Genomic DNA, 23,172 nt, shown 5'->3' on the forward strand with positions numbered 1-23,172 from the left:
CTGGCCCGACCATCGCTGCTGGGCTCTGTTTGACGCACTTGTTTCGATGCTTTGAAGGCGATTCAGAGCGAGGGGTTGGAGCTCCTTTGTGCGTAGGCGCCTATATTGGGCTAATTCTCTGGCTTTCACACGGAACCCGTGTCGGTTTATCTAATTCGCCTGACGGTTTGTTCTTATGGTTACTGGGGATATGGAGTTTGGTTGCCGTAGGCGTGCACTGGCTTTTTCTATTTTGTTTTAACTTTAGGATGCCACGGCGTAATCAACGGTTACGCAAATTGCCAGATCGTATTTGAGCCGTAGAACAGATCTCACCCTGCATGAGGTAGGAACGCTAGTGCTCGGGAGGGTGGAGACTCGAGGTCCGATTTTGGTTCGACAACGCCGCTTACCACGGGCAGGCATCGTACAGCAGTAGTCGATGCGCCTAGTAATACGGTAAACAGACACGAGGATCAAATGGACTTCATCTTAGATGTGGTAGCCCATCGCATTGGCGTTTACGTGCTGCGCTTGCTCAGTGGCGGCCGTTTTAAAGGAGAAAGTGGTTTTGCGGAGGGTTGGGCAGTTGCCGTTGGCGGCTTGATACTGCTGACTCTATTCGTGGCTTTCATAGCGTGGCTCATCTATACCAGTGGCCCGTAAACTGATGTTTGCTATGGGTCGAATGCCGACATGGCGTGTTCTTTGTTGGCGATACGATCGCTAGCACCCCATGCTGGGGCCTGTAGGCACCTAAGCATCTGTTTTAAAAGGAATACAGGTCTTTCCTATGGTGGCAAAACATCCGCTTTTTGTGCCTATGCAAACGGTAAACCGGGGCCTGTAGCGGTTGTTTTGCGCAGTCGAGCGGCAGGCCGCGACGATTCCTGATGATCTCCAATCAGCGGCTTTAGCGCAGTGATATCTCACAATTATTTTTTCAAGTTGGAGTGAAGATTCCGTAAAAGTGTGCCGATTAGTCACTGAGTACTAGCTGCACATCAGCGTGCAGCGCTCACGAACGGAGTTTTCATGACCACTATCGCTTTTCTCTTGGCACTCACGCTTGTCTGGTACGTCTTCGGGCTTTCGGTGCCGCGTAACAAGCGCCGCCTCACGGACGCCATTTGCAAGATTCTCCTTGGCTGCAGCTTGATGGCCATCGCAATCAATCACTTCACTTCCTGATTCAATAGCGGGCTGGGTAATTGCCTTCGGCCTGCTAGTACTGCAGCGGTAGCTAACGGCTCCCTCGGCGTCACCGCCGGGGTAGTTGGGCCGTTTCGTCTAACCGCGTATTACGGGACATCCATCAACGCAACGATGTCCTCTTTAGGTATAGCTATTCCATTGCCCGAAAAGGTATGAATAAGGTGACACTCACCGCCATCTGAAAGTAAATAGGCCCAGAGCGTTGCACAGTAGTCATTGATGTCCGTGATTTTTCCTTTGAACTTGACTACGACGGGCTTCAGCCGTTCTTCGATAATTTCTGTCAAATCGACCAAGCCTCCGCTCCCACAAAAACTGGGATTCCACAGATCCCGGATAGCCTCTGGAATCCGGAAGCTAATTCCACTTGGACTAGAGCTGGCGGCAGTAAAAGTGTTCCATGCGTAGGGGCCACACATCTCGGCTTTGGAGCCTTCATACTCGCTGCGAAGCTTCACGATCCCCCTAGCCGCCTGTTTTGCGGCAAGTTGCTTCTCAGGAGGCAGCCATTCGGTGATTTTGTCCAGAAAGCTTCCTACTCCTTGCGACGAGCCAAGTAGCCCTTGATCAAACCATGAAGGACAGCCCCCGTAGCTTGTCGAATGGTAGTAATAGGCGTGGGTAATGTCGGTTCGAGGGGAAGCTTTTAGCAGGTGGCACACCACAAAATGGAACCCCGGCGAATCAATCTGAGAATATCTCTTTGCGATTTTCCGCACTTCCGAAGTTCGAAGAACCCTGTCGATTTTCTCAATGGAAACCGCATAGATTTCAGAGAGGGATCTGATTGCGTCTTCTCGATGGTCGCAGCTAGGGATAAAACTCATCGTAGGTGCCCGGCCTCATCAACGTAATAAAGTCCCGAGCATATCAGGCTGAGCGCGCATAACCAGTCGCTTCCTGGCTGCAAGTGACACAATCGCAGCAACACGCTACTAATGCAGCAGTACTGCCAGGATTTGCCTACAGGTCTTGTATTTCAACGGCATGCAGTGGCGACTGTCTAAACCCTTGCCGGAATTGAGCGCCTCTAGGGCCAATGAAACCGAGCAAGTTCGCGGTAGTTTTAGACAGCTTTTCAGCCCACTTCGGCGTCCGACCCAACCCCTAGCACCCCATGCAAGCGGACTGCTCTACAGCCCGCTAAACATAAGGCTTCGCGCTTGGCGCTCGCTGCAACGACGCCTCACTGTGCAGAACCGTAATTTACAAAGTCACTCGGAAAGTCACTGAGGCTTTTTGATGGCCAAAAATAGAAAACTCAGTGACTGACCTCTGAGGGTGTCTCTATCTATGCGCATGAAAACCTGATGTACCAATAATTAGATTGCGTCCAAAAAGAAGTGGCGCCCGAATTTATTACCCCTCCACCTTCTGCGCTGGAGCCCTCGGCATCAATTTTGTATCGTCCATTACAGGCGTCATGCATCTGCTTATAAGCATCGTCGCGGCGCTGGTTGCGTACAAAATCCGCTCCATCATTCAGGTACTTCACCACTCCTCCTCTCGCCCCCTCGTTCACAGGCGCATAAGCGGATCCAGATTTCGGAGAAGACACCATCTGGGCTGACATGCAGCCGGCAACGGCCAAAAAGCTGATGATAGTGATCATCGATTTTATCTGCTTCATTTGGAGCTCTTCCTTGGCGAGAAAGTAGTCCTCCTCATATACAGGCCTTGTGCCAGCCAATCAATCCCCCAAATTTGCAGCGTTTTACCCCCCTCCGGCGTTCTGCCGACCGAAAATTACGCCTCCCTGTACCACCACAACTGCGCATACACGCCGCCGTCGGTTCCCTCCAAGTCGCTGAGCGTGAAATTGCTATTTGCCATCCCCGACAATTTGGCATCCACGGCAGTAGGGTCACCGGATCAAACGGCATGCCTGCGGGGCTGGTCTCGGCGATGTCACTGCGCCCGTTCTACGGATGGCATCACGGTCCGGGACTGCGGCACCGAATATGACCGCGCCCCCCCATCCTCGAACTGAAAGGCCGAGCATTACCCCAAAAAACAATGATTGGCGGGCCCAGCGAACGTAAAAATGAAACGTCTACGCATGCAAACTGCGTTGATTAAAACAGTTATCGACAGCGCGCATCCTATCTGCCGCTTCAGCCGAAAGGTGGCGAGACAATTTGTATGGAAAAAGTTCCGATTGAGTGCAATATTCACTTACTTGTAGACGCGCTCGTGCGAGCTGACCCGATAACCGCATTGGAATGGGGGATACCCCTTTCAAGGATGAAATCATGAAAAATACCTATTTCTATTTGCTGCTCGCTGTTGCTGCCAACGCCAATGCGGACCAGCCATTCGCCTATAAATATGCCGAACGTGAAACCACCGTTTATACGATTCAGCAAATTGATGGGCCTGAGACGGAGCGAACGCTTTTGCTGAAAAGGACAGAACCAAATTTCGTCAGCTACTCCAGATATCAATTTGATTGCGCGCGCGAGACAGTGAGATTCCTTGGTGAAGGTCTCTCGAATACGGCAGGCGCGTCGGGAGCGGACAAGGATGCAGTACAATTGAGAGGCTATGGGCTGTCCTACGAACTGAGTTTAGTAGCCTGTGCCAAGCCCGCCGACGAAGTCGATGCACCAACTACGGTTGCGGGCAGCTAGTCTCAAATGTCGGCCTGACGGGCTGCCGGTGCAATCAGTCCTTGAACGCGCCCACGAAGAAGGCGCTGAATACTAACCCCAGGCGAAATGCGTATTCACGCCTGGGGGTTGTGCGAATCGTAATGTCTACTCCCGAAAATAGGTTTACACCTGTTCCCTCCGAACGCCCAATGCATTGCAAAGGGCGTTTTGTATTTCAGGGATAGATGTGGGCGCTCGGTTGTAGATCGCTATCGACTCACTCACCATTCTATTCATCGAGTTAAGGCGGTGTATGACTGCTCGCATGTTCTTCCGCGGGCTCTGGCTTGGTCAGCAAATTCAGCCAGGTCGCCCGCTCGCTGGTCAGCGCGCTTGAGCACGTCGGCAAGCACCATTGCGGCGCGAGTAGCTGCCTTGCTTGCGGCGGCAGTGCAGGAATTGCCGCTGGCTTCACTGGCTGCGAGTCGAACGGCAGTTTGTCGGCTGCTCCGCGCACGCTGTCAGAAGAAGCGCGAACAGCGGTAGCATCAGCAGCGGCTTGATCGTTCGTGCGTTGACCATCTTGGACCGCCTTGTTGATTGACTGTTGATACGCCTGCTCACGGACGCGCTCGCGGGCTTCATTTTCCAACTCCGCTGCCTTATCGTCGGCATCGCGCTGATGCCAGGCCGACAGCCATTTGGCGTCCGCGACACTCACGCCTTGGTGATAAGCACCAAACAGCACGCATGCCACAAGCAGTCCAACAGCTAAATAAGGAAGGACCCTAAGCAAGATCGCGCTCATGGCACATCCTTGAAGAACACGTGGTGGCCAAGCTTGAGTGTCTGCTTCGCATTAGCGGCCCAGGGCGGGGCCTTTGGCATCGTGGTTGCGTAGTAATGCGTGGCACCGCCGGTGGGATCTGACACCTTGCCGTCGATCACCTCGTCAGCAGCGATCCGCGCTTGGGCAAGTTCCCGGAACGGAATCGATTTGGCGCCACCCAGGTAGGCATAGTTCGGGTCGTTCCTGTTCCAGCAGCTGAACTGGTACCCGCAGCGAAAACACTAGCCTGGACACACCGATGCACGTTGGCTCCGGCGGAAAGATCACCCTCTTTGCAGATAAGCACGATCAGCTCTTTAGCCGCGAACAAGCCCCAATCAATCCCCGCACTTAACCGCTCGACCACCAAGGAACTGACCAATGTCTCTGACCAAATAAGCGATCCAGCTCATCACCGACACCGCGCTCGAAGCGAGCGGCAAAAGGCTGGACACCCAAACGCCTACTATCGTGTTGCCGGAAGGCTGCCAGGTGGTCACTCTGGAAAAATGGCAGGCGGGTCGCAGCCATTTCCGTGGCATCTACTCCACCCATTCGCTGGCTGACTTCAGCACCTATGTCGCCGACCGTGCTATCTCAACCGCCAAGGGCTTCATCGACCAAGACGAGATGACCTGCACGCTGCTGTTCAACCTGGGCACAGATGAAGCCCCGGGCCACGCAGATGACCGCGCCTTGCTCCGAATGAAAGCGTCCGCTGGTTACAAGGCAGCCCAGGCAATCGGTGGGCGGGCAATGTCGCAGAAGGACTTGAGCGATTGGATCGAAGACTGGCACCAGTACCTGACGCCGATCGATGACGAGGGCAAGGCGATCCCTGTTGCCAAAGCTATCGCCGCGGTGCGTACGATCACGGTGAAAGCCGTCAGCGAATCGGAAAGCACTGTAGGCGAGACCAGCGCCAGCCGCAGCGCCATGGATCAGATCGAGGCACGGAGCAAAGAAACACTACCGGTCGCTTTACTGTTCAGCACGATCCCTTACGAGGGCTTGACCGAACAGCAAATCAATTTGCGGATTTCTGTCATAACCAGCGGCGCGCAGCCTGCTCTTAAGTTGCGCTGGGTAGGGGAGGAGGTTCAGCGCGAGGATATTGCACAAGAGTTCAAAGCAGTGCTCGACTCAAGGATCGGCACTGCCGCCAAGCTTTCCTTGGGAACGTTCGACGCCAAGTAATCCCCTTGGATCGGGCGGTAATAGATCATGCCGCCCATTCTTTTTTAATATGACGCTCAATTGCTTACAGGTTGTTTTTCCTTCAAATCTAAATACTTTTGAGTTCTGAAATACCACAAGTACACACCGAAAATAGCCACCAATAAAGATGAGATCTTATATATATTGTACAAAACAGCCATATTGTTAAGTTTTTTCATCGTTTCGCTAGCAATATCAATACTTTTATTTAGCTTAGCATTTACGACCTTAAGCTCCCTGAACTTTTCTTGTACTTCATCACGCGCCTTTACAAGCTTATCATGGGCTTCTTTAAGTTCTTGAGCAGTAGGCTTAGCCATAAGGTCGGCTGTGATGTTTTTGGTTGACTGATCCGCCCATTCCGTAAGCGCGTCAACAGTAGCTAAAAATTCAGCCTGTTGCATTGTAAGTACATCAAGCCTCCCCTCTAGATCATCAGATCTTTTATTAAAATCAAAGAAGAAATAAATAAAGCACAGCATCCCCGCAATCGCTAAGAACTTGTATAAATTGTCAGTTGGCGCTTGCATCTCTAAGTCCATTAAAAAATCGGATTATGCATACCTATGAACATTACCGCAATCGACCTATTCGCCGGCCTCGGTGGATGGTCTACCGGTGCTCGCAGCGCCGGTGTAGAAATTCTCTGGGCGGCCAACCACTGGCCCGTAGCGGTCGAGTGGCACAGCGCCAACCACCCGGACGCGATTCACATCTGCCAAGACTTGCACCAGGCGGATTGGTCGAAGGTTCCAGCGCACGACATCATGCTCGCCTCGCCCTGTTGCCAGGGGCATTCAAAAGCCCGGGGCAAGAAGTCCGGCAACGCCCAGCACGATGCATCAAGGTCCACAGCTTGGGCTGTGGTGTCGGCTGCCGAATTCCATCGGCCGGAAGTCGTGCTGGTCGAGAATGTTGAAGAGTTCACGGCCTGGGCGTTGTACCCAGCATGGTCACAGGCAATGGCGGCCCTCGGCTACATGATCGCGCCCCACGTCGTCGATTGTGCCGACCTCGGCGTGCCTCAGCACCGAGTGCGCCTGTTCTTGGTCTGCACCCGAAGCAAGGCCCCGCTGAACCTGCAACTGCATCAGCGCCGGCATGTGCCAGCCTCATCGTTCATCGACTTCGATGCGGGCAAATGGAGCAAGGTTTTTAAACCTGGTCGTGCCAAGTCAACGCTGCTCCGCGTGAAGAATGGCCGCGAACGCTTCGGCGATCGATTCATCATGCCTTATTACGGATCTGGCTCGGGCCTGACTGGCCGCAGTCTGAATCGCCCGATCGGAACCATCACCACGCTTGACCGGTGGGCTCTCGTGCGCGGCGATGAGATGCGGATGCTCTCAGCCAACGAAGCACTGGCAGCCATGTCGTTCCCGGCCAACACAAAGCGTCCAGACAATCATAGGCTGACCATGCACATGGCGGGTAACGCGGTCCCGCCGTTAGCCGGCCAAAGAATCATCGAAGCGCTGAAGGCCGCTGCTTGATGTTCACTCTCAGATCATTTCCACAAAGACTCATTTTCGTTTCTAACCATGTGGAAAGATCCGAACGCTGGGCGCACCTTGAAGCAAGTGACGCTTTCAGATAAATCACCTAGTTTTTCTGCAAGCTGCGCCCGAGTTATTTCACTATGAAAACCGACCTGGACTTCTTTCAACACTATATTGCTATCAAAACTTCTGAAGTAAAAATCGCCAACTTTTGATTCAAGATTTAAGAAGCATCTTGACTCACCCTCGTATTCCCATTGCGAGTATTTCGTAGAAAGTATTTTCTGCATCCATTCTTCGGCATGGTCAGGGTGCTTGGGAAAGCTGGCTTCGCTGACTCGCTCAGCAATATATTGAATGTCCATGAGAAAATCCGCACGAACGTCAAAACCCAAGCATACCCCTTTATTCCTATCCGCGTAGTGTGCCCACTGCACAGGGCTTCGACTCGAATTGCTGAAACAGATAATGCCGAATCTTTTATCAAAGACGCTTTTTGCAATATTGAAAAGGGATCGTACTTGTTTATCTTGAATATTGTTACTAAGCAGCTCGAACGGGTCGTTGAGCCCCAGAAGGGTTGAAATTTTTAATCGCCGCCTCTGAACATTTTGCAATCCGAATTCGCTGTTAACGAAGTGATATACACGACGCATGTTTGTTTCAGACATTCCAGCCTCCGAGCCAAATGAAGTTCCGTTCTAGAAGATAGCATTCAATTTGGAAGCCGATCACCACTCTCTACCGCCCGGGCATGACCCGGCATAGGACGCCACATGCCCAAAGAAAACAAACTGGCCTTGAAGCGCCAGCGCACCGAGCAGGTAAACCAGGTAATCCGGATCATCGCTGACCACGGCCGCCGGTTCTTTTACAGCCAGGCTGTAAATCGCTACGCCAGCATGGAAGTAGATCACAGCGGCAAGGTCTGGTTCATCGACGACTACAGTGGGAAGCGCATCTTCACTCATGAAACGGTGTGGGGCGGCCGGTGGCGTGGGTCAGCCATGGTGGAACGCTGAAGGATCTGGTCAAAGGGTTTCGGCATTTCATCTGAACCGGCGAACAGCTGCATCCTGATTATCTCGGTCCTGAACGTTTTAGCGACAGCAACATCTGGGGTTACGACGAAGCCGGTATGAAAGCTGTCCGTGAGCAGGCGGTTGCGATTCTTGTCTTCCGACAGCCCGAACAAGTGACGGCATGACAGTTGTGAATAGCTACAGTATTTACAGGACCCGCTATTTCTGTGAATGCTATCTGTAGTAGACATCACCAAGACAACCTAATAATGAGTTTTTCAAAAACAGGTATTGCCCTTCTGACTCCACATCAGAATACACTCTCGTAATTTCACCATTACTCATTTCAAAATTATGATCAGGCGGAATGCGGATGGCTATCCTATACTCAGACTCGATATAAAATCTGTCTGGCTTTTGAAAAAGCAACCGCAAAAGATCTGGTTTCCCCGACGTCATTATCTGCGGATAATAGTTAATATCTCCAGCAAAAACCTCAGCGCCTGACCAAGCTTCAAAGTCTTTGGAAAGCTTATCGAAATATTTTTCGACATCGATTTCGATACAAATATCAGCTTCAAACCGAGCATACAGTTCAGGATCATCCTTCTTCTTGGTGAGACAAAGACAAAACGCTCTCGGCGTAAAAGCAGAAATCATTGGATTCGAACTCATTGAGTTAGACTCCAGATCCGCTCCATTGTATAGAAACCGATATGAGCTTTTATCAAGAATGAAATGCTTTAGAATTTCATTGTCACGCATTTGCTCGTTTGGATTTCTTCCATAATGGATTATGTCGCTAAATCTGATAATCCCTTCATCACCAACAACTCCCGATAGATACTTATTTTTCCCATACAAATATCGCTTCATAGTCGCTCCCGCGCATCACGTGAAACGAATTATAACACGCAATAATAATCGTACTTTGCAAGGCGAAGATTGCAGGCGTGTCCATAAAACGCCAGTTTTCAATGTCAGCCGCTACAGCGGCAAAGGAACAGTCATGCCCATTTTTGCCTTCGCCTACATGGCCTGGCTCATCCACCCCGGGGCCACGGTGATGAAGCCGCGCTCAAGAACGACCACCGGCGCGGAGGTCACCATCACCTTGGAGCTTTCGAATCTGGGCAGCTGGGGGCCTGACTGCACAACAGGCCAGGTGCACGACCAAGCCAGAGAGGCCGCGATCGGACGTTTAAACCGGCTGTTCAAGGATCACCTCGACACCACCAAGATCATCGGTCAAGTAAAGGTCGAGGCCATCACACCGAACTCGAGCGCCGCTAACCACCCTTCCCCAACTTCTGCCGCCACGCGCGGCATGGAGCATCATCATGGCAGCAGCACAACAGATACCGGTTGAGTACCTGTCCGACAAAGTCGCGGAGAAGAACTTCGCGGAGATGGTTGGCACCACCCGGCGCGCGCTTCAGGGTAAGCGCCAGCGCAACATCATCCCCAAAGGGGTGTGGAACGAAATTGACGGGCAGATTTATTACAGCATCAGGAGATACGAGGCATGGCTAGAAAGCCTTTGGGATTGCCCGCCGGAGTTGAATTCGCAGGTCAATCAGTCCGCATTCGCTTCACATGGCAGTTCCGGCGCTGCGAGACCCTCGCCTATTCCCAAACGCCAAAAGGCATTAAAGCGGCCGCAGATCTACGCGCTACAGTAATCAGCCTCATCAAGCACGGCGTGATGGACGATCAGCGTTACGCCGAGCTGTTCCCGAACTCAACCTACTCAACCTATTCCGCGACGCCGCTGTTTGGCGGCTACGCGCAAACTTGGCTAGACAGCCGGGAAGTCGTCGGGGGAACCCGGAAAAACTACCGGATATCCCTCAACCTTTATTGGATGCCGCATTTGGCGCTGCTTCCGATTGATCAGATCAATTCGGCAATGCTTCGAAAAATCGTTAGTGAAACGCAATGGAAATCGTCGACGGTAGAACGCTCGGCGATCCAGCGCCTGCACACGATGTTTGAATGCGCGGTGAATGATGAGCTGATCACAAGGAACCCGGTGGGATCGATTGAGTTGCCAGCCAAGGCGAAGAAACCGGTGGACCCGTTTACGGTGCTGGAGGCGGATTTGATCATTGGGCATCTGTATAAGGTGCTGACCGGTTCGATGCAGGTGTACGCGGCCTACTTTGAGTTCGCGTTTTTTACCGGCATGCGGCCAAGTGAGATAGCGGCGCTGCGCTGGGATGAAGTGGATACAGAGGGGCGTGTGGCCAACGTGTGCAGAATCGTGGCTGACTACAAGATCGAGGAGCGCACGAAAACTCGCGAGGCGCGGCGCGTCATGCTGAACAGCAGGGCATTGCATGCGGTTGATGTGGCCAAAGCCGTGGCCGAGTTGAGGGCGAAACAGATCCGGCGCCAGCATAAACAATCGCCCTACGTTTTCCCGCCGACCAAGAACTTTGAGTTCATCCAACAGGCCAGCGTGACCGACAAGCATTTCAAGGCAGCGCTGGTCGCTTTGAAGATCAGGGCCAGACGGCAATACAACTGCCGACACACATACGCTACCATGTGCCTCATGGCGGGTATGAACCCTGCGTTTATTGCCACTCAGCTCGGTCATAGCGTTCAGATGTTGCTATCGACTTACGCCCGATGGATCAATTCCAGCACCGACTGGGGTGAACTCGGTAAGCTCGAAAACAGCTTGATTGGTACAAAATTGGTACAGACAGAAACAGTACCCCTCTGAAACCCTTATGGAATCAGCCCCTGTGACACTGGAACAGAACTACACCGCGATCCTCGGCCAATTGGGCGAAGACGTCTCCCGCGAGGGCCTGCTCGACACGCCAAAGCGTGCCGCCAAAGCCATGCAGTACCTCTGCCGCGGTTATGAACAGACGCTCGAAGAGGTCACCAACGGTGCCCTGTTCAGCTCCGACAACAGCGAAATGGTGCTGGTGAAGGACATCGAGCTGTACTCGCTGTGCGAACACCACCTGCTGCCGTTCATCGGCAAGGCGCACGTCGCGTATATCCCGAGCGGCAAAGTGCTGGGCCTGTCGAAGGTCGCGCGCATCGTTGACATGTACGCTCGCCGCTTGCAGATTCAGGAAAACCTCAGCCGCCAGATCGCTGACGCGGTCCAGCAAGTCACCGGCGCGCTGGGCGTGGCCGTGGTGATCGAGGCCAAGCACATGTGCATGATGATGCGCGGTGTCGAGAAGCAGAATTCGTCGATGATCACTTCGGTGATGCTCGGTGAGTTCCGTGAAAACGCTGCCACCCGCAGCGAGTTTCTCAGCCTGATCAAGTAATACGCAGCACGAAGAAAACCGGCATTCATCGCCGGTTTTTTTTCGCCCGTGAAAAATCGGGTAAGCTGCGCGCCTTTCTTTATTTGCACCGTGAGGCTTTCAACGTGTTCGTCAAAGCGCTTCGTGTCGGCCTCGGCCAACTGGTTATTTTCGTCGACTTCATCACCCGTCCGGGCAAGAAAAAACGCCCCGCCGCTGCTCAGGCTCAGGTGGATGCGGCAGCGAAAGATCTGACGTTGTATCAGTTCAATGCCTGCCCATTCTGTGTAAAAACCCGCCGGACCTTGCGTCGCCTGAATGTGCCGGTGGCGCTGAAGGATGCGAAGAACAACGAGCAGGATCGCCAGACGCTGTTGGAACAGGGTGGCCGGATCAAAGTGCCGTGCCTGCGGATTGAAGAGAATGGGCAGACGACCTGGATGTATGAGTCCAAGGTGATCATTGATTATCTGGATAAGCGCTTCGCGGCGGCTTGATCCATTTTGGTGTTTGATCTGGCGCCTTCGCGTACTCGTAAGTGGGCCAGCACAGCCAAGCCTGGTTGCGCTCGCGCGCAACACGACCTGCATTGCGCACACAAGTAAAAGCCCACCAGATTGTGGGCTTTACTTGCGTGCGGCACGAAAATAAATTCGGCTTCAGGACACGGGGCTGAGGCGTTGCAAAACCATAATCTCTTCAAGCAATTTCGTTCGCTCCCGCTCAAGCTCGGAAATAGAGACCTTAAAGTCTGTAATTTTTTGCTCACGGTTTTCATTCTCTTCCTTGAAAGTAGAGATAGCATTATATTTTTTAGTAATTTCTTGCTCAGAAATTTTTTCATGCGGAATTTTCGCTTGGCGCGTCATTAATTCAGCTTGTTGCCTATATCCATTCTCAAGCTTGGTTTTTTCCGACTGCAACTTATCTAGTTTAGCTGGCGAACCCATAAAGTCTTTCACAAGTATTTTCCACATCTCACCCTCAGCATTAGGGACTTTAATGCGTTCTCCATATTTCCCGTAGCCCTCGATACAACCGAATTTCTTCATAACAAATTCATCGCTTTGTATGTGAGAGGACCACATGGGCCCAAAACCAGTATTTTCAGGATCATGGATCTTGCCAGCGATGGCCAAATCCAGAGGACTCCTTACCGCGACGCCATGATTTGACGCGTGCTCCACAGCCCGATCTTTGCTATTTGTCCGACTCTGAATGTCCCTGTCTTTCTTGGAATTTCTATTTTCCCATCGTTCCAGGGCTTCAGCATTGAGCTCATTGGCTCTCTCCCGACGTTTGTTGCGAATAGATTCCAAGTCGCTATCGCTGGTTTTTGCCCATCGAATATCTTGTTCAAGGCGTAATATTTTTTCTCCGTTTTTGCGATTTTCACCATCAAGCTTTCCAATTTCTTTTTTTGTGACGCGAATCTTACGGTCAATATTATCAATTTTAAGCAATTTTTCTTGTGAATCAATTTCCTTGGCGACCGGCATGATTATTTTCTCGATAGATTTTAACTGCCGCTGTTTTTTATCAAACATACGAGAGCTCTGACGGTCGAGTACCCCATTCAGCAAACCAAACAGCGCCATCAGATCTTCTGTACGTTTGCCCATTGATTCAATTGCATTTCTCAATTCGTAAGAATTATTTCGGACCCCACCAAGTACACCGACTAATTTACCGAGCTCACCCAAGTGTTTTTTTGAAACTTTATTGGCAGTGCTCAGCTCATGTAATTTAAGACTGAGTATTCCTTGTGGACCGGACAAACCTGAAGACTGCATAATTACCCCACCCTTGAAATGTTTTATAAGCAATTACATAAAAATCTTAAGGGTATATAAGGTGCAATAGATAAGGCCATCTTGCAAAATACGCTCCTTATTATTCTGAGCGCCATCATGGTCAGTTAACTCCACCCCCAGGTGGTTTGAGCGCTATCGCGTGCTCGTAAGCAGCAGGTGGAGATATTCCGCTCCCAAGTGCCGCCAGACGCCTATGAGTGTGATTCGTTGACCCCTCGGGGACTCTCGATGCCATGGCATGGTCAGGCACCTCCTGACCGCATTTTTGCACCTGTATACGATGTCGCTGGTTTAAAACGTAAAGGAAGTCCCCGGTTTCTACCCGGGCAAGCCCGCTCCCCGGGGTTTTGGTGGTGGACGCTGTATTTATGTTCGGTGGATCACTGTGGGAGCCGGGCTTGCTCGCGAAGGCGGCGTGACAGGCGATATACTCCGATCGAAAATTTTTTCGTCTACAAAACCAAAAACAATATTTGCTTTATTTGTACACAAAAGCATAATCCACAGCGTGCGAGTTCCTGACCGCATGGTCAACAAATTCGCGTATGCCTCAAAGGGCCGCTGCCACCCCTCATGGGTCCGGCCCTGGAAATAACAATAAAACTCTTGAGGAGTACTCGCTGTGGAAAGCCGCAAATCCGAAGCATCGACGCTGGATCTCTCGCCGCCGTTACGCAATGGCCTGCTTGAGCGCTTGTTCAAACTCAGCTTGCATGGCACCACGGTGAAGACCGAGCTGATCGCCGGTCTGACAACCTTCATCACCATGGCTTACATCATCTTCGTCAACCCGAACATCATGGCCGATGCCGGGATCGATCACGGTGCAGCTTTCGTCGCCACCTGTATAGCCGCCGCTCTCGGCTGCCTGTTGATGGGTCTTTACGCCAACTGGCCGGTTGGCCTGGCGCCGGGCATGGGCCTCAACGCGTTCTTCACTTACACCGTGGTCGGCACCATGGGCTACAACTGGGAGACCGCGCTGGGTGCGGTGTTTGTCTCGGGTGTGCTGTTCATGATTTTGACCTTCTCGCGCATTCGCGAGTGGCTGCTCAACAGCATTCCGGTCAGTCTGCGTTTTGCGATGGGCGCCGGCGTCGGTTTGTTCCTGGGTCTGATCGGTCTGAAAACCGCCGGCATTGTCGTTGACAGCCCGGCGACACTGATCAAGCTCGGCTCCCTGCGCGAACCTGGCCCACTGCTCGCTGCCATCTGCTTCCTGATGATCGCGATCCTCAGCTACCACAAAATTTTCGGCGCGATCCTCATCAGTATCATCACCGTGACCCTGGCCGGTTGGGGCCTGGGCATCGTGCATTACGAAGGGATCATGTCGACCCCGCCAAGTCTGGCGCCCACTTTCATGGCAATGAATGTCGCCGGCGTATTCAACGTCAGCATGATCAGCGTGGTACTGGCGTTCCTCTTTGTGCACATGTTCGACACCGCCGGTACATTGATGGGCGTCGCCCAGCGCGCCAATCTGGTCAACGCCGACGGTCGTATCGAAAATCTGTCCCGCGCAATGAAAGCTGACAGTGCATCCAGCGTATTCGGCGCGATCGTTGGCGTGCCGCCGGTCACAAGTTACGTGGAAAGTGCTGCCGGCGTGGCCGCTGGTGGTCGGACTGGTCTTACCGCGGTGACCGTAGGTGTGCTATTTATAGCGGCAATGTTTTTCGCACCGCTGGCCGGCATGATTCCCGCTTACGCCACAGCCGGCGCGCTGATCTATGTCGCGATGCTGATGATGGGCGGCATGGCCCATATCGAGTGGGATGAAGCCACGGACGCGATCCCGGCGATCGTCACCGCCATCATGATGCCGCTGACCTTCTCGGTCGCCGACGGTATCGCGCTGGGCTTCATCACCTACGTGGCGCTGAAGGCCGGTACCGGCAAGTACAAGGAAATTTCCGTGAGCCTGTGGGTGCTCTGCGCGATCTTCATCGCCAAGTTCATCTTCCTGTAAGCGCTACGCGGTTCAGGCTTCAAAACAGCCTCACCCTTGCGGGTGGGGCTTTTGTGCATTTTTCAATACAACAAAAAGGAGGAAAGTGATGAGTCTGGAAACCTGGCTGCTGTTCAGCGGCGCTGCGTTGGTGGTGATCCTTATTCCGGGGCCATTGTCATTGCTGATGATCAGCAACAGTCTGAATTACGGTCTGCGCCGTTCTTACCCGGCGTTCCTCGGGGGAGTGATTGCGTCGATCTGTTTGCTCAGCGCTTCGGCATTGGGCCTGGGCGCCCTGCTGCTGGCGTCTGAACAGCTGTTCAGTGCGCTGAAAATCGTCGGCGCGCTGTACCTGTTCTACCTTGCCTGGCAGAGCTGGCAGCAATCGCGTCAGCCGTCAGTGGGCGCGGAGGTGCCTCAGGCTGCACCGACTCCGCGCTTCCGCACGCTGTTCGGGCGCGCGTTTGTGCTGGGCGCGAGCAATCCCAAGGACATTCTGTTCTTTGCTGCGTTTCTGCCGCAGTTCCTCAGCGCGCAGCAGCCGTTTCTGCCGCAGTTGCTGATCATGATCGCGACCTGGGTGGTGCTTGATCTGTGCTGCAAGCTGGCTTACGGGCTGGGCGCGCATGGCGCGGCGCGGTATCTGCGTAGCGGTAAAGGTCAGAGTTGGTTCAACCGCATCAGTGCCGGGTTGTTCAGTGGTGCTGGCGCAGCGTCCCTGCTGAGCCGTTAGCAAGGCAAAATCAAAAGATCGTCCGAACGCGGCCCGAGCCTTCGGACGATCTGGAGGTGATGTTGCCTGTTGGGGCCTCATCGCCGGCAAGCCCGCTCCCACAGTGGATTGTGGTGCTCTTCTGACTTTCCAGCAGGCAAAAAAAAGCCCGCAGTGTGGGCGGGCGAAAGACCAAAGAAGCTATATGCGCAGTCGCTTCCCGGTGGGGGCAGCTGCTTGGGGTCAGCTGCCCCGGTACGTGGAATAGCTGTACGGCGAAATCAGCAATGGTACGTGGTAGTGATCCTGTTCGGCAGAGATGCCGAACCGCAACACCACGACGTCCAGAAACGCGGGCTCCGGCAACTGCACGCCACGGGCGCGGTAGTAGTCGCCTGCATGAAATTGCACCTGATAAACCCCGGTACGGTAGTCATCGCCTTGCAGCAGCGGTGCATCGACCCGGCCATCGCTGTTGGTTACAGCACTGGCGACCAATTCCAGTTGCGAACCTTCAACGCGGTACAGCTCGACCTTGATCGAACTGCCCGGACAACCGTGTGCAGCGTCCAAAACGTGTGTTGTCAAACGTCCCATTGATTCTGCGCGCCTGCCTGCGTGGAAGCAGTCAGACCTCGCGCCTCCCGAAGTCAGATAAAAAGGAGACCGCACCGATTCGGAGCACGAAAAGCTGCGGCGAGCGACTGATTAAGACACTTTTCAGAAAAATTGTACACAATAAAAACGACATTTTTCACACCACCCCCGCCATTCGGGGGTTTCCTCACGATCTGCCAGCGGCAGGCCTATTCATTGAACCTCGTATCCATTAGCTGACTGGTCAGGCAGGTTTCTTGCAGGCTCACGCCATTAGCAGTAAAAGATGACAGTCGGTGAAAAATGCAAAAAATCAGGCTTACAAATTGCGATTAAAGTTGTATACAATCAGCCCATCGCTGTGACGCCAGCCTGTTAACTCACCGCCAGGCCGCCACACTTATCTGTCAACGAATAAGAAGGAAGACTGCAGTGAGCGCTGACTACCCACGCGACCTGATCGGTTACGGCAGTAACCCTCCTCACCCACACTGGCCGGGCAATGCCCGCATCGCCCTGTCTTTCGTGCTCAATTACGAAGAAGGCGGCGAGCGCAACATTCTCCACGGCGACAAAGAATCGGAAGCCTTCCTCTCGGAAATGGTTGCCGCCCAGCCTCTGCAAGGCGCGCGCAACATGAGCATGGAATCGCTTTACGAGTATGGCAGCCGTGCCGGCGTCTGGCGGATCCTCAAGCTGTTCAAGGAATTCGATATTCCGCTGACCATCTTCGCCGTGGCCATGGCCGCGCAGCGCCACCCGGATGTTATCCGCGCGATGGTCGATGCCGGGCACGAAATCTGCAGCCACGGCTACCGCTGGATCGACTATCAGTACATGGACGAAGCGCAGGAACGCGAGCACATGCTCGAAGCGATCCGCATCCTCACCGAAATCACCGGCGAGCGCCCACTGGGCTGGTACACCGGCCGCACTGGCCCGAACACCCGTCGCCTGGTGATGGAAGAAGGTGGTTTCCTCTACGACTGCGACACCTACGACGACGACCTGCCCTACTGGGAGCCGAACAACCCGACCGGCAAGCCGCATCTGGTGATCCCGTATACCCTCGACACCAACGACATGCGCTTCACGCAAGTGCAGGGTTTCAACAAGGGTGACGACTTCTTCGAATACCTCAAAGACGCGTTCGACGTGCTCTACGCCGAAGGTGCCGAAGCGCCGAAAATGCTCTCGATCGGTCTGCACTGCCGCTTGATCGGCCGTCCGGGTCGCATCGCTTCGCTCAAACGCTTCATCGAATACGCTAAAAGTCATGAACAGGTTTGGTTCAGCCGCCGCGTCGACATCGCGCGTCACTGGCACGAAACCCAGCCGTACCAAGGGGCCGCCAAATGAGCCGCTTTCAAACCCTGCAACCGTCGACCCTGAGCCGCGACGCCTTCGTCAAAGCTTTCGCCGACATCTACGAACATTCGCCATGGGTGGCCGAGAAGGCCTACGACCTGGGCGTGGACGCTTCGATCGACGAGATCGAAACCCTGCACCAGCGCATGAGCGACATCCTGTTGAGCGCCGATCATGCAAGCCAGCTTGCCCTGATCAACGCTCACCCGGACCTGGCCGGCAAAGCTGCCGTCCAGGGCCAGCTGACCGAAGCCAGCACCAATGAACAGGCTGGCGCCGGTATTCACCAATGCACGGCAGAAGAGTTTTCTCGCTTCACCGAGCTGAACGACGCCTACAAAGCCAAGTTCAAGTTTCCCTTCATCATGGCGGTAAAAGGCAGCAACCGGCATCAGATCCTCGCGGCGTTCGAAACGCGCATCCACAACTCGCAAGACACCGAGTTCAAGTGCGCGCTGGCGGAGATCAACAAGATCGCCCTGTTCCGTTTACTGACCCTATAGCGAGCCTGACCCGAGTACATCAAACGCGGAGAGTACCCAGGGTCTTGCAAGCATCCCCAGCCACTTTTTTAAAGGCAGACAAGAAGAATGAAAGCTTACGCCGTACCTTTCGAAAAATTCGTCAACCTGGCCGATGCCCGTCTGGGCACCAAAATCATCTCGGTCACCGATGACTGGTTCGCAGACGCCAATCGTCTGTTTCAACCGACTCCGGCCGTCTGGAAGGAGGGCGTGTTCGATGACAACGGCAAGTGGATGGACGGCTGGGAATCGCGCCGTAAGCGCTTCGAAGGCTTCGACAGCGCGGTGATCCGTCTGGGCGTACCAGGCTCGATCAAAGGCGTGGACATCGACACTTCATTCTTCACCGGCAACTTCCCGCCATCGGCCTCTCTGGAAGCGTGCTTCCTGGCCTCGGGCGAGCCTGATGAAAACACCCAGTGGACTGAAGTGCTGTCGGCCGTCGAGCTGCAGGGCAACAGCCATCACTACCACGAAATCAGCAACGACCAAGCGTTCAGCCACCTGCGCTTCAACATCTACCCGGACGGCGGTGTTGCCCGTCTGCGCGTGTACGGTGTGCCGCACCGTGACTGGTCGGCTGTTGGCGACAACGAGCAAGTCGATCTGGCAGCAGCCCTGAATGGTGGCCGCGCCCTCGCCTGCTCCGACGAACACTTCGGTCGCATGAGCAACATCCTCAACCCGGGCCGCGGCATCAACATGGGCGATGGCTGGGAAACTGCACGTCGTCGTACGCCGGGCAATGACTGGGTCATCGTCGCGCTGGGCCACCCGGGCGAGATCGAGAAGATCGTCGTCGACACCCTGCACTTCAAAGGCAACTACCCGGACACTTGCTCGATCCAGGGCGCGTTCGTGAAAGGTGGTACTGACAGCCAGATCGAAACCCAGTCGCTGTTCTGGCGCGATCTGCTGCCAAGCCAGAAGCTGGAAATGCACGCCGAGCACACCTTCGTCGAGCAGATCAAAGCGCTGGGCCCGATCACCCACATCCGTCTGAACGTGTTCCCGGACGGTGGTGTAAGCCGCCTGCGCGTATTGGGCAAGGTCGCTAAATAAGCAGTGAAACCATTCGCGAGCAGGCTCGCTCCCACATTTGGAATGCAATCCCCTGTGGGAGCGAGCCTGCTCGCGAAGGCATCAGAACAGTCAACACAGAATTCGGATAAGAAGAACAGCATGCGCACACTAACGATTGAACCGCTGACCAAAGAAGCCTTCGCCCCTTTCGGTGACGTGATCGAAACCGACGGCAGCGATCACTTCATGATCAACAACGGTTCGACCATGCGCTTCCATAAACTGGCGACGGTCGAAACCGCTCAGCCTGAGGACAACGCGATCATCAGCATCTTCCGCGCCGACGCGCAGGACATGCCGCTGACCGTTTGCATGCTGGAACGCCATCCGCTGGGCAGCCAGGCTTTCATTCCGCTGCTCGGCAACCCCTTTCTGATCGTGGTCGCGCCAGTTGGCGATGAACCTGTATCAGGCTTGGTCCGCGCCTTCGTCACCAACGGCAGGCAGGGCATTAATTACCATCGCGGCGTTTGGCACCATCCGGTGCTGACGATCGAAAAGCGGGATGACTTCCTGGTGGTTGATCGCAGTGGCACAGGCAATAACTGCGATGAGCATTTTTTCAAAGAGGATGAGCGTTTGATCCTCGCCCCCCACCAATAAGAGAAGGTCTGATCACTCGACAACAAGAGTGACAGGCGAGAGGTAAAGACTGTGGAAGCACATCTGTTGGAATGGCTGAACCTGAGCGTGCGCTGGGTTCACATGATTACTGGCGTGGCCTGGATCGGCGCGTCGTTCTACTTCGTCTGGCTGGAGAACAACCTCAACCGCGTCAACCCGAAAACCGGTCTGGCCGGTGATCTGTGGGCGATCCACGGTGGCGGCATCTATCACCTGGAAAAATACAAACTGGCCCCTCCGTCGATGCCGGAGAACCTGCACTGGTTCAAATGGGAAGCCTACTTCACCTGGATGTCGGGTATTGCGCTGCTGTGCGTGGTGTTCTACTCCAATCCAACGCTCTACCTGCTGGCTCCGGGCAGCACCCTGAGCGGCCCTGAAGGCGTGGCCATCGGTATCGGCTCGCTGTTCCTCGGCTGGTTCATCTACTCCTTCCTGTGCGACTCCGCTCTGGGCAAACGCCCAGCCCTGCTCGGCTTCATTCTGTTCGTGCTGATCATCGGCGCGGCGTATGGCTTCAGCAAGGTGTTCAGCGGCCGTGGTGCGTACCTGCACGTCGGCGCGATCATCGGCACCATCATGGTCGGCAACGTGTTCCGCATCATCATGCCAGCACAACGTGCGCTGGTGGCGGCGATTGCCGAGAACCGCACGCCCGATCCGGCACTGCCGGCCAAAGGCCTGCTGCGTTCACGGCACAACAACTACTTCACCCTGCCTGTGCTGTTCATCATGATCAGCAACCACTTCCCGAGCACCTATGGCAGCCAGTACAACTGGTTGATCCTGGCCGGGATCGCAGTGTTGGCAGTGTTGGTGCGTCATTACTTCAACACCCGTCACGACAGCCACAAGTTTGCCTGGACTCTGCCGGTGGCAGCGGTGGGCATGATTTGCCTGGCCTATGTGTCCGGTCCGAAGCCGATGTCCAGCGCGCCTGAAGTCGCCAAGGCCGCCATCGAGTACCAGCCACTGCCGGAAACCGCCCTGGGTGGTGACAAGAAGCCAGCCGCAGCTGCACCGGTGACAGCTCCTGAACCGGCACCGACCCAGGCAGCGAATGCCGGCCCGGGTTTTGACAAGGTGCACAGCGTGATTCAAGAACGCTGCGCGGTTTGCCACTCGGCCAAACCGACCAGCCCGTTGTTCAGCGCTGCACCAGCGGGTGTGATGTTCGACACCCCTGAGCAGATCCGCCAGAACGCGGCGCGCATCCAGGCGCAAGCCATCACCTCGCAGATCATGCCACTGGGCAACATCACACAGATGACCCAGCAGGAACGTGACCTGATCGGTGCATGGATCGCGCAGGGAGCCCAGACCAACTAAGCAGTAAAGCTTCGCGGGCAAGCCTTGCTCCTACCAGGATCACCTGAATCCTGTAGGAGCAAGGCTTGCCCGCGAATAGCCGCAACGCGGTTTACCTGATGCACAGAAACAGCTGTGAGCAACCCGACAGCTGTTCAATCACAAGAATAAAAAAGATCCGAGGTGTTGCATGTCCGAGCTGTCCAAAGCGCGCATCCCCGACGCACCCGCCATTCAGCGTTTGCCCCTTTTGCAACTGATTCTGGTCGGTTTGCAACATGTTCTGCTGATGTACGGCGGTGCCATCGCGGTGCCGTTGATCATCGGACAGGCCGCTGGCCTGAGTCGTGAAGAAATTGCCTTCCTGATCAATGCTGACCTGCTGGTCGCTGGTGTCGCCACCATCGTGCAGTCCATGGGCATCGGCCCGATGGGCATTCGCATGCCGGTGATGATGGGCGCCAGTTTTGCTGCGGTCGGCAGCATGGTCGCCATGGCCGGCATGCCCGGTATCGGCCTGCAAGGGATCTTCGGCGCGACCATCGCTGCCGGATTTTTCGGCATGATCATCGCGCCGTTCATGTCCAAGGTCGTGCGCTTCTTCCCTCCTCTGGTGACCGGCACGGTCATCACCTCGATCGGTTTGTCGCTGTTCCCCGTGGCCGTGAATTGGGCAGGTGGCGGTGCTGGCGCTGCGCAATTCGGCTCACCGATTTATCTGGCCATCGCCGCACTTGTGTTAGGCACCATTCTGTTGATCCACCGCTTCATGCGCGGTTTCTGGGTGAACATTTCTGTGTTGATCGGCATGTGCTTCGGCTACGTGTTGTGCGGCGCGATCGGCATGGTCGACCTGAGCGGCATGGCCAACGCGCCATGGGTGCAGTTCGTTACTCCGCTGCACTTCGGCATGCCGAAATTCGAACTCGCACCGATCCTGTCGATGTGCCTGGTGGTGGTGATCATCTTCGTCGAGTCCACCGGCATGTTCCTCGCGCTGGGCAAGATCACCGGTCAGGAAGTCTGCCCACGCATGTTGCGTCGCGGCTTGCTGTGTGATGCCGGCGCCTCGTTCGTTGCCGGCTTCTTCAACACCTTCACCCACTCCTCGTTCGCCCAGAACATCGGCCTGGTGCAGATGACCGGCGTGCGCTGCCGCTCGGTCACCATCGTCGCCGGCGGCTTGCTGATCGTACTGAGCTTGCTGCCCAAAGCGGCGTTTCTGGTGGCGTCCATTCCACCGGCGGTTTTGGGCGGTGCAGCGATTGCGATGTTCGGCATGGTTGCCGCGACCGGCATCAAGATCCTCCAGGAAGCCGACATCGGTGACCGTCGCAACCAGTTGCTGGTGGCGGTAAGCATCGGCATGGGCCTGATTCCGGTAGTGCGTCCGGAGTTCTTCGCGCACCTGCCGATGTGGATGAGCCCGATTACCCACAGCGGCATCGCGATGGCGACGCTCAGCGCGCTGACGCTGAATTTGCTGTTCAACATTCTCGGCGGCAAAGAGCGCGCGGCGATCAATGACTGCCACGCACACTGACAAACAAGTACACG

At 54.7% G+C, this 23,172-nt stretch carries 26 protein-coding genes and 3 pseudogenes; 19 read left to right on the plus strand and 10 right to left on the minus strand.

Features of this window, described 5'->3' with window-relative positions; translation table 11 throughout:
• Window positions 1-459 precede the first annotated feature (459 nt).
• On the plus strand, window positions 460-645 hold the full coding sequence (locus tag JFT80_RS06180) for a hypothetical protein (protein WP_201147271.1): 186 nt from the start codon (window positions 460-462) through the stop codon (window positions 643-645).
• A gap of 369 nt (window positions 646-1,014) precedes the next feature.
• On the plus strand, window positions 1,015-1,170 hold the full coding sequence (locus tag JFT80_RS06185; protein WP_201147272.1) for a hypothetical protein: 156 nt from the start codon (window positions 1,015-1,017) through the stop codon (window positions 1,168-1,170).
• 110 nt (window positions 1,171-1,280) lie between these two features.
• Here JFT80_RS06185 and JFT80_RS06190 read toward each other — a convergent pair whose 3' ends face one another.
• Complete coding sequence (locus tag JFT80_RS06190) at window positions 1,281-2,021, minus strand: hypothetical protein (RefSeq protein ID WP_201147273.1); 741 nt, start codon at window positions 2,019-2,021, stop codon at window positions 1,281-1,283.
• 464 nt (window positions 2,022-2,485) lie between these two features.
• Window positions 2,486-2,824 carry a hypothetical protein gene (locus JFT80_RS06195; RefSeq protein ID WP_201147274.1) on the minus strand — a complete coding sequence of 113 codons (339 nt, stop codon included), beginning with the start codon at window positions 2,822-2,824 and terminating at the stop codon, window positions 2,486-2,488.
• A gap of 622 nt (window positions 2,825-3,446) precedes the next feature.
• Here JFT80_RS06195 and JFT80_RS06200 point away from each other — a divergent pair.
• Window positions 3,447-3,824, plus strand: a complete 378-nt coding sequence (locus tag JFT80_RS06200; protein ID WP_201147275.1) for a hypothetical protein — start codon at window positions 3,447-3,449, stop codon at window positions 3,822-3,824.
• 254 nt (window positions 3,825-4,078) lie between these two features.
• Here the strand turns inward: JFT80_RS06200 and JFT80_RS23880 are convergent.
• The 3 pseudogenes from JFT80_RS23880 to JFT80_RS06210 form a co-directional block, all read right to left on the minus strand.
• Window positions 4,079-4,207, minus strand: a pseudogene (locus JFT80_RS23880) (DUF2514 family protein); the annotation flags it as partial.
• A 131-nt stretch (window positions 4,208-4,338) separates the two neighbouring features.
• Window positions 4,339-4,593 (minus strand): annotated as a pseudogene (locus JFT80_RS23885) (DUF2514 family protein); the annotation flags it as partial.
• A pseudogene (locus JFT80_RS06210) lies at window positions 4,590-4,841 on the minus strand (cell wall hydrolase); the annotation flags it as partial. The pseudogenes JFT80_RS23885 and JFT80_RS06210, both read right to left, overlap by 4 nt.
• Window positions 4,842-5,016: 175 nt before the next feature.
• Between JFT80_RS06210 and JFT80_RS06215 the strand changes: the two are divergent.
• Window positions 5,017-5,811: a DUF2303 family protein gene (locus tag JFT80_RS06215; protein WP_307833050.1), complete on the plus strand. Its 795-nt coding sequence runs from the start codon at window positions 5,017-5,019 to the stop codon at window positions 5,809-5,811.
• A 56-nt stretch (window positions 5,812-5,867) separates the two neighbouring features.
• On the opposite strand, the gene JFT80_RS06220 is transcribed toward JFT80_RS06215, so the two are convergent.
• Window positions 5,868-6,362 carry a hypothetical protein gene (locus tag JFT80_RS06220; protein WP_201147276.1) on the minus strand — a complete coding sequence of 165 codons (495 nt, stop codon included), beginning with the start codon at window positions 6,360-6,362 and terminating at the stop codon, window positions 5,868-5,870.
• A 36-nt stretch (window positions 6,363-6,398) separates the two neighbouring features.
• Between JFT80_RS06220 and JFT80_RS06225 the strand changes: the two genes are divergently transcribed.
• Window positions 6,399-7,325: a DNA cytosine methyltransferase gene (locus tag JFT80_RS06225; protein WP_201147277.1), complete on the plus strand. Its 927-nt coding sequence runs from the start codon at window positions 6,399-6,401 to the stop codon at window positions 7,323-7,325.
• 14 nt (window positions 7,326-7,339) lie between these two features.
• Here the strand turns inward: JFT80_RS06225 and JFT80_RS06230 are convergent, their stop codons facing one another.
• Complete coding sequence (locus JFT80_RS06230) at window positions 7,340-8,002, minus strand: DUF2971 domain-containing protein (RefSeq protein ID WP_201147278.1); 663 nt, start codon at window positions 8,000-8,002, stop codon at window positions 7,340-7,342.
• A 105-nt stretch (window positions 8,003-8,107) separates the two neighbouring features.
• Here JFT80_RS06230 and JFT80_RS23890 point away from each other — a divergent pair, with 105 nt between their 5' ends.
• Window positions 8,108-8,353 (plus strand): hypothetical protein, encoded by a 246-nt coding sequence (locus JFT80_RS23890; protein WP_242482810.1) that lies wholly within the window; start codon window positions 8,108-8,110, stop codon window positions 8,351-8,353.
• 234 nt (window positions 8,354-8,587) lie between these two features.
• Here the strand turns inward: JFT80_RS23890 and JFT80_RS06240 are convergent, their stop codons facing one another.
• Complete coding sequence (locus JFT80_RS06240; protein WP_201147279.1) at window positions 8,588-9,229, minus strand: hypothetical protein; 642 nt, start codon at window positions 9,227-9,229, stop codon at window positions 8,588-8,590.
• 133 nt (window positions 9,230-9,362) lie between these two features.
• Between JFT80_RS06240 and JFT80_RS06245 the strand changes: the two genes are divergently transcribed.
• The 5 genes from JFT80_RS06245 (at window position 9,363) to JFT80_RS06260 (ending at window position 12,128) form a co-directional block, all read left to right on the plus strand.
• Window positions 9,363-9,722 carry a hypothetical protein gene (locus JFT80_RS06245; RefSeq protein ID WP_242482811.1) on the plus strand — a complete coding sequence of 120 codons (360 nt, stop codon included), beginning with the start codon at window positions 9,363-9,365 and terminating at the stop codon, window positions 9,720-9,722.
• A complete protein-coding gene (locus JFT80_RS25060) occupies window positions 9,694-10,035 on the plus strand; it encodes a hypothetical protein (protein WP_307833049.1) in 342 nt (113 codons plus the stop codon). The genes JFT80_RS06245 and JFT80_RS25060 overlap by 29 nt, the downstream gene beginning before the upstream one ends.
• Complete coding sequence (locus JFT80_RS06250; protein WP_307833051.1) at window positions 9,939-11,084, plus strand: tyrosine-type recombinase/integrase; 1,146 nt, start codon at window positions 9,939-9,941, stop codon at window positions 11,082-11,084. The genes JFT80_RS25060 and JFT80_RS06250 overlap by 97 nt, the downstream gene beginning before the upstream one ends.
• A gap of 22 nt (window positions 11,085-11,106) precedes the next feature.
• Window positions 11,107-11,652 (plus strand): GTP cyclohydrolase I FolE, encoded by a 546-nt coding sequence (folE, locus tag JFT80_RS06255; RefSeq protein WP_010456659.1) that lies wholly within the window; start codon window positions 11,107-11,109, stop codon window positions 11,650-11,652.
• 104 nt (window positions 11,653-11,756) lie between these two features.
• Complete coding sequence (locus JFT80_RS06260) at window positions 11,757-12,128, plus strand: glutathione S-transferase N-terminal domain-containing protein (RefSeq protein ID WP_201147281.1); 372 nt, start codon at window positions 11,757-11,759, stop codon at window positions 12,126-12,128.
• Between the two features lie 162 nt (window positions 12,129-12,290).
• Here JFT80_RS06260 and JFT80_RS06265 read toward each other — a convergent pair whose 3' ends face one another.
• The gene (locus tag JFT80_RS06265; RefSeq protein ID WP_201147282.1) at window positions 12,291-13,424 is read right to left on the minus strand and encodes a hypothetical protein; all 1,134 of its coding nucleotides are present in this window, start codon (window positions 13,422-13,424) and stop codon (window positions 12,291-12,293) included.
• A 643-nt stretch (window positions 13,425-14,067) separates the two neighbouring features.
• On the opposite strand from JFT80_RS06265, the gene JFT80_RS06270 reads away from it, so the two are divergent.
• Together JFT80_RS06270 and JFT80_RS06275 are read left to right on the plus strand one after the other, a co-directional pair.
• Window positions 14,068-15,417 (plus strand): NCS2 family permease, encoded by a 1,350-nt coding sequence (locus JFT80_RS06270; RefSeq protein ID WP_201147283.1) that lies wholly within the window; start codon window positions 14,068-14,070, stop codon window positions 15,415-15,417.
• Window positions 15,418-15,505: 88 nt separating this feature from the next.
• Window positions 15,506-16,132, plus strand: coding sequence for a LysE family translocator (locus JFT80_RS06275; protein WP_008080903.1), 627 nt, complete (start codon window positions 15,506-15,508; stop codon window positions 16,130-16,132).
• 222 nt (window positions 16,133-16,354) lie between these two features.
• On the opposite strand, the gene uraH is transcribed toward JFT80_RS06275, so the two are convergent.
• Entirely contained in the window at window positions 16,355-16,708 is a 354-nt protein-coding gene (uraH, locus tag JFT80_RS06280; protein WP_008080901.1) for a hydroxyisourate hydrolase, read from the minus strand.
• A 432-nt stretch (window positions 16,709-17,140) separates the two neighbouring features.
• On the opposite strand from uraH, the gene puuE reads away from it, so the two are divergent.
• From puuE to JFT80_RS06310, 6 genes are all read left to right on the plus strand, one after another.
• Window positions 17,141-18,067: an allantoinase PuuE gene (gene puuE, locus JFT80_RS06285; protein WP_034151757.1), complete on the plus strand. Its 927-nt coding sequence runs from the start codon at window positions 17,141-17,143 to the stop codon at window positions 18,065-18,067.
• Window positions 18,064-18,579: a 2-oxo-4-hydroxy-4-carboxy-5-ureidoimidazoline decarboxylase gene (gene uraD, locus JFT80_RS06290; RefSeq protein ID WP_201147284.1), complete on the plus strand. Its 516-nt coding sequence runs from the start codon at window positions 18,064-18,066 to the stop codon at window positions 18,577-18,579. The genes puuE and uraD overlap by 4 nt, the downstream gene beginning before the upstream one ends.
• 87 nt (window positions 18,580-18,666) lie before the next feature.
• On the plus strand, window positions 18,667-19,662 hold the full coding sequence (gene alc, locus JFT80_RS06295; protein WP_008080896.1) for an allantoicase: 996 nt from the start codon (window positions 18,667-18,669) through the stop codon (window positions 19,660-19,662).
• A 120-nt stretch (window positions 19,663-19,782) separates the two neighbouring features.
• Window positions 19,783-20,286: an ureidoglycolate lyase gene (locus tag JFT80_RS06300; RefSeq protein ID WP_024012211.1), complete on the plus strand. Its 504-nt coding sequence runs from the start codon at window positions 19,783-19,785 to the stop codon at window positions 20,284-20,286.
• A 51-nt stretch (window positions 20,287-20,337) separates the two neighbouring features.
• Complete coding sequence (locus JFT80_RS06305; RefSeq protein ID WP_201147285.1) at window positions 20,338-21,636, plus strand: urate hydroxylase PuuD; 1,299 nt, start codon at window positions 20,338-20,340, stop codon at window positions 21,634-21,636.
• 169 nt (window positions 21,637-21,805) lie between these two features.
• A complete protein-coding gene (locus tag JFT80_RS06310; RefSeq protein WP_201147286.1) occupies window positions 21,806-23,158 on the plus strand; it encodes a nucleobase:cation symporter-2 family protein in 1,353 nt (450 codons plus the stop codon).
• Window positions 23,159-23,172 lie beyond the last annotated feature (14 nt).

Origin of the sequence: Pseudomonas sp. TH10, from assembly GCF_016651255.1 — a bacterium.
Classification (GTDB): Bacteria; Pseudomonadota; Gammaproteobacteria; order Pseudomonadales; family Pseudomonadaceae; genus Aquipseudomonas.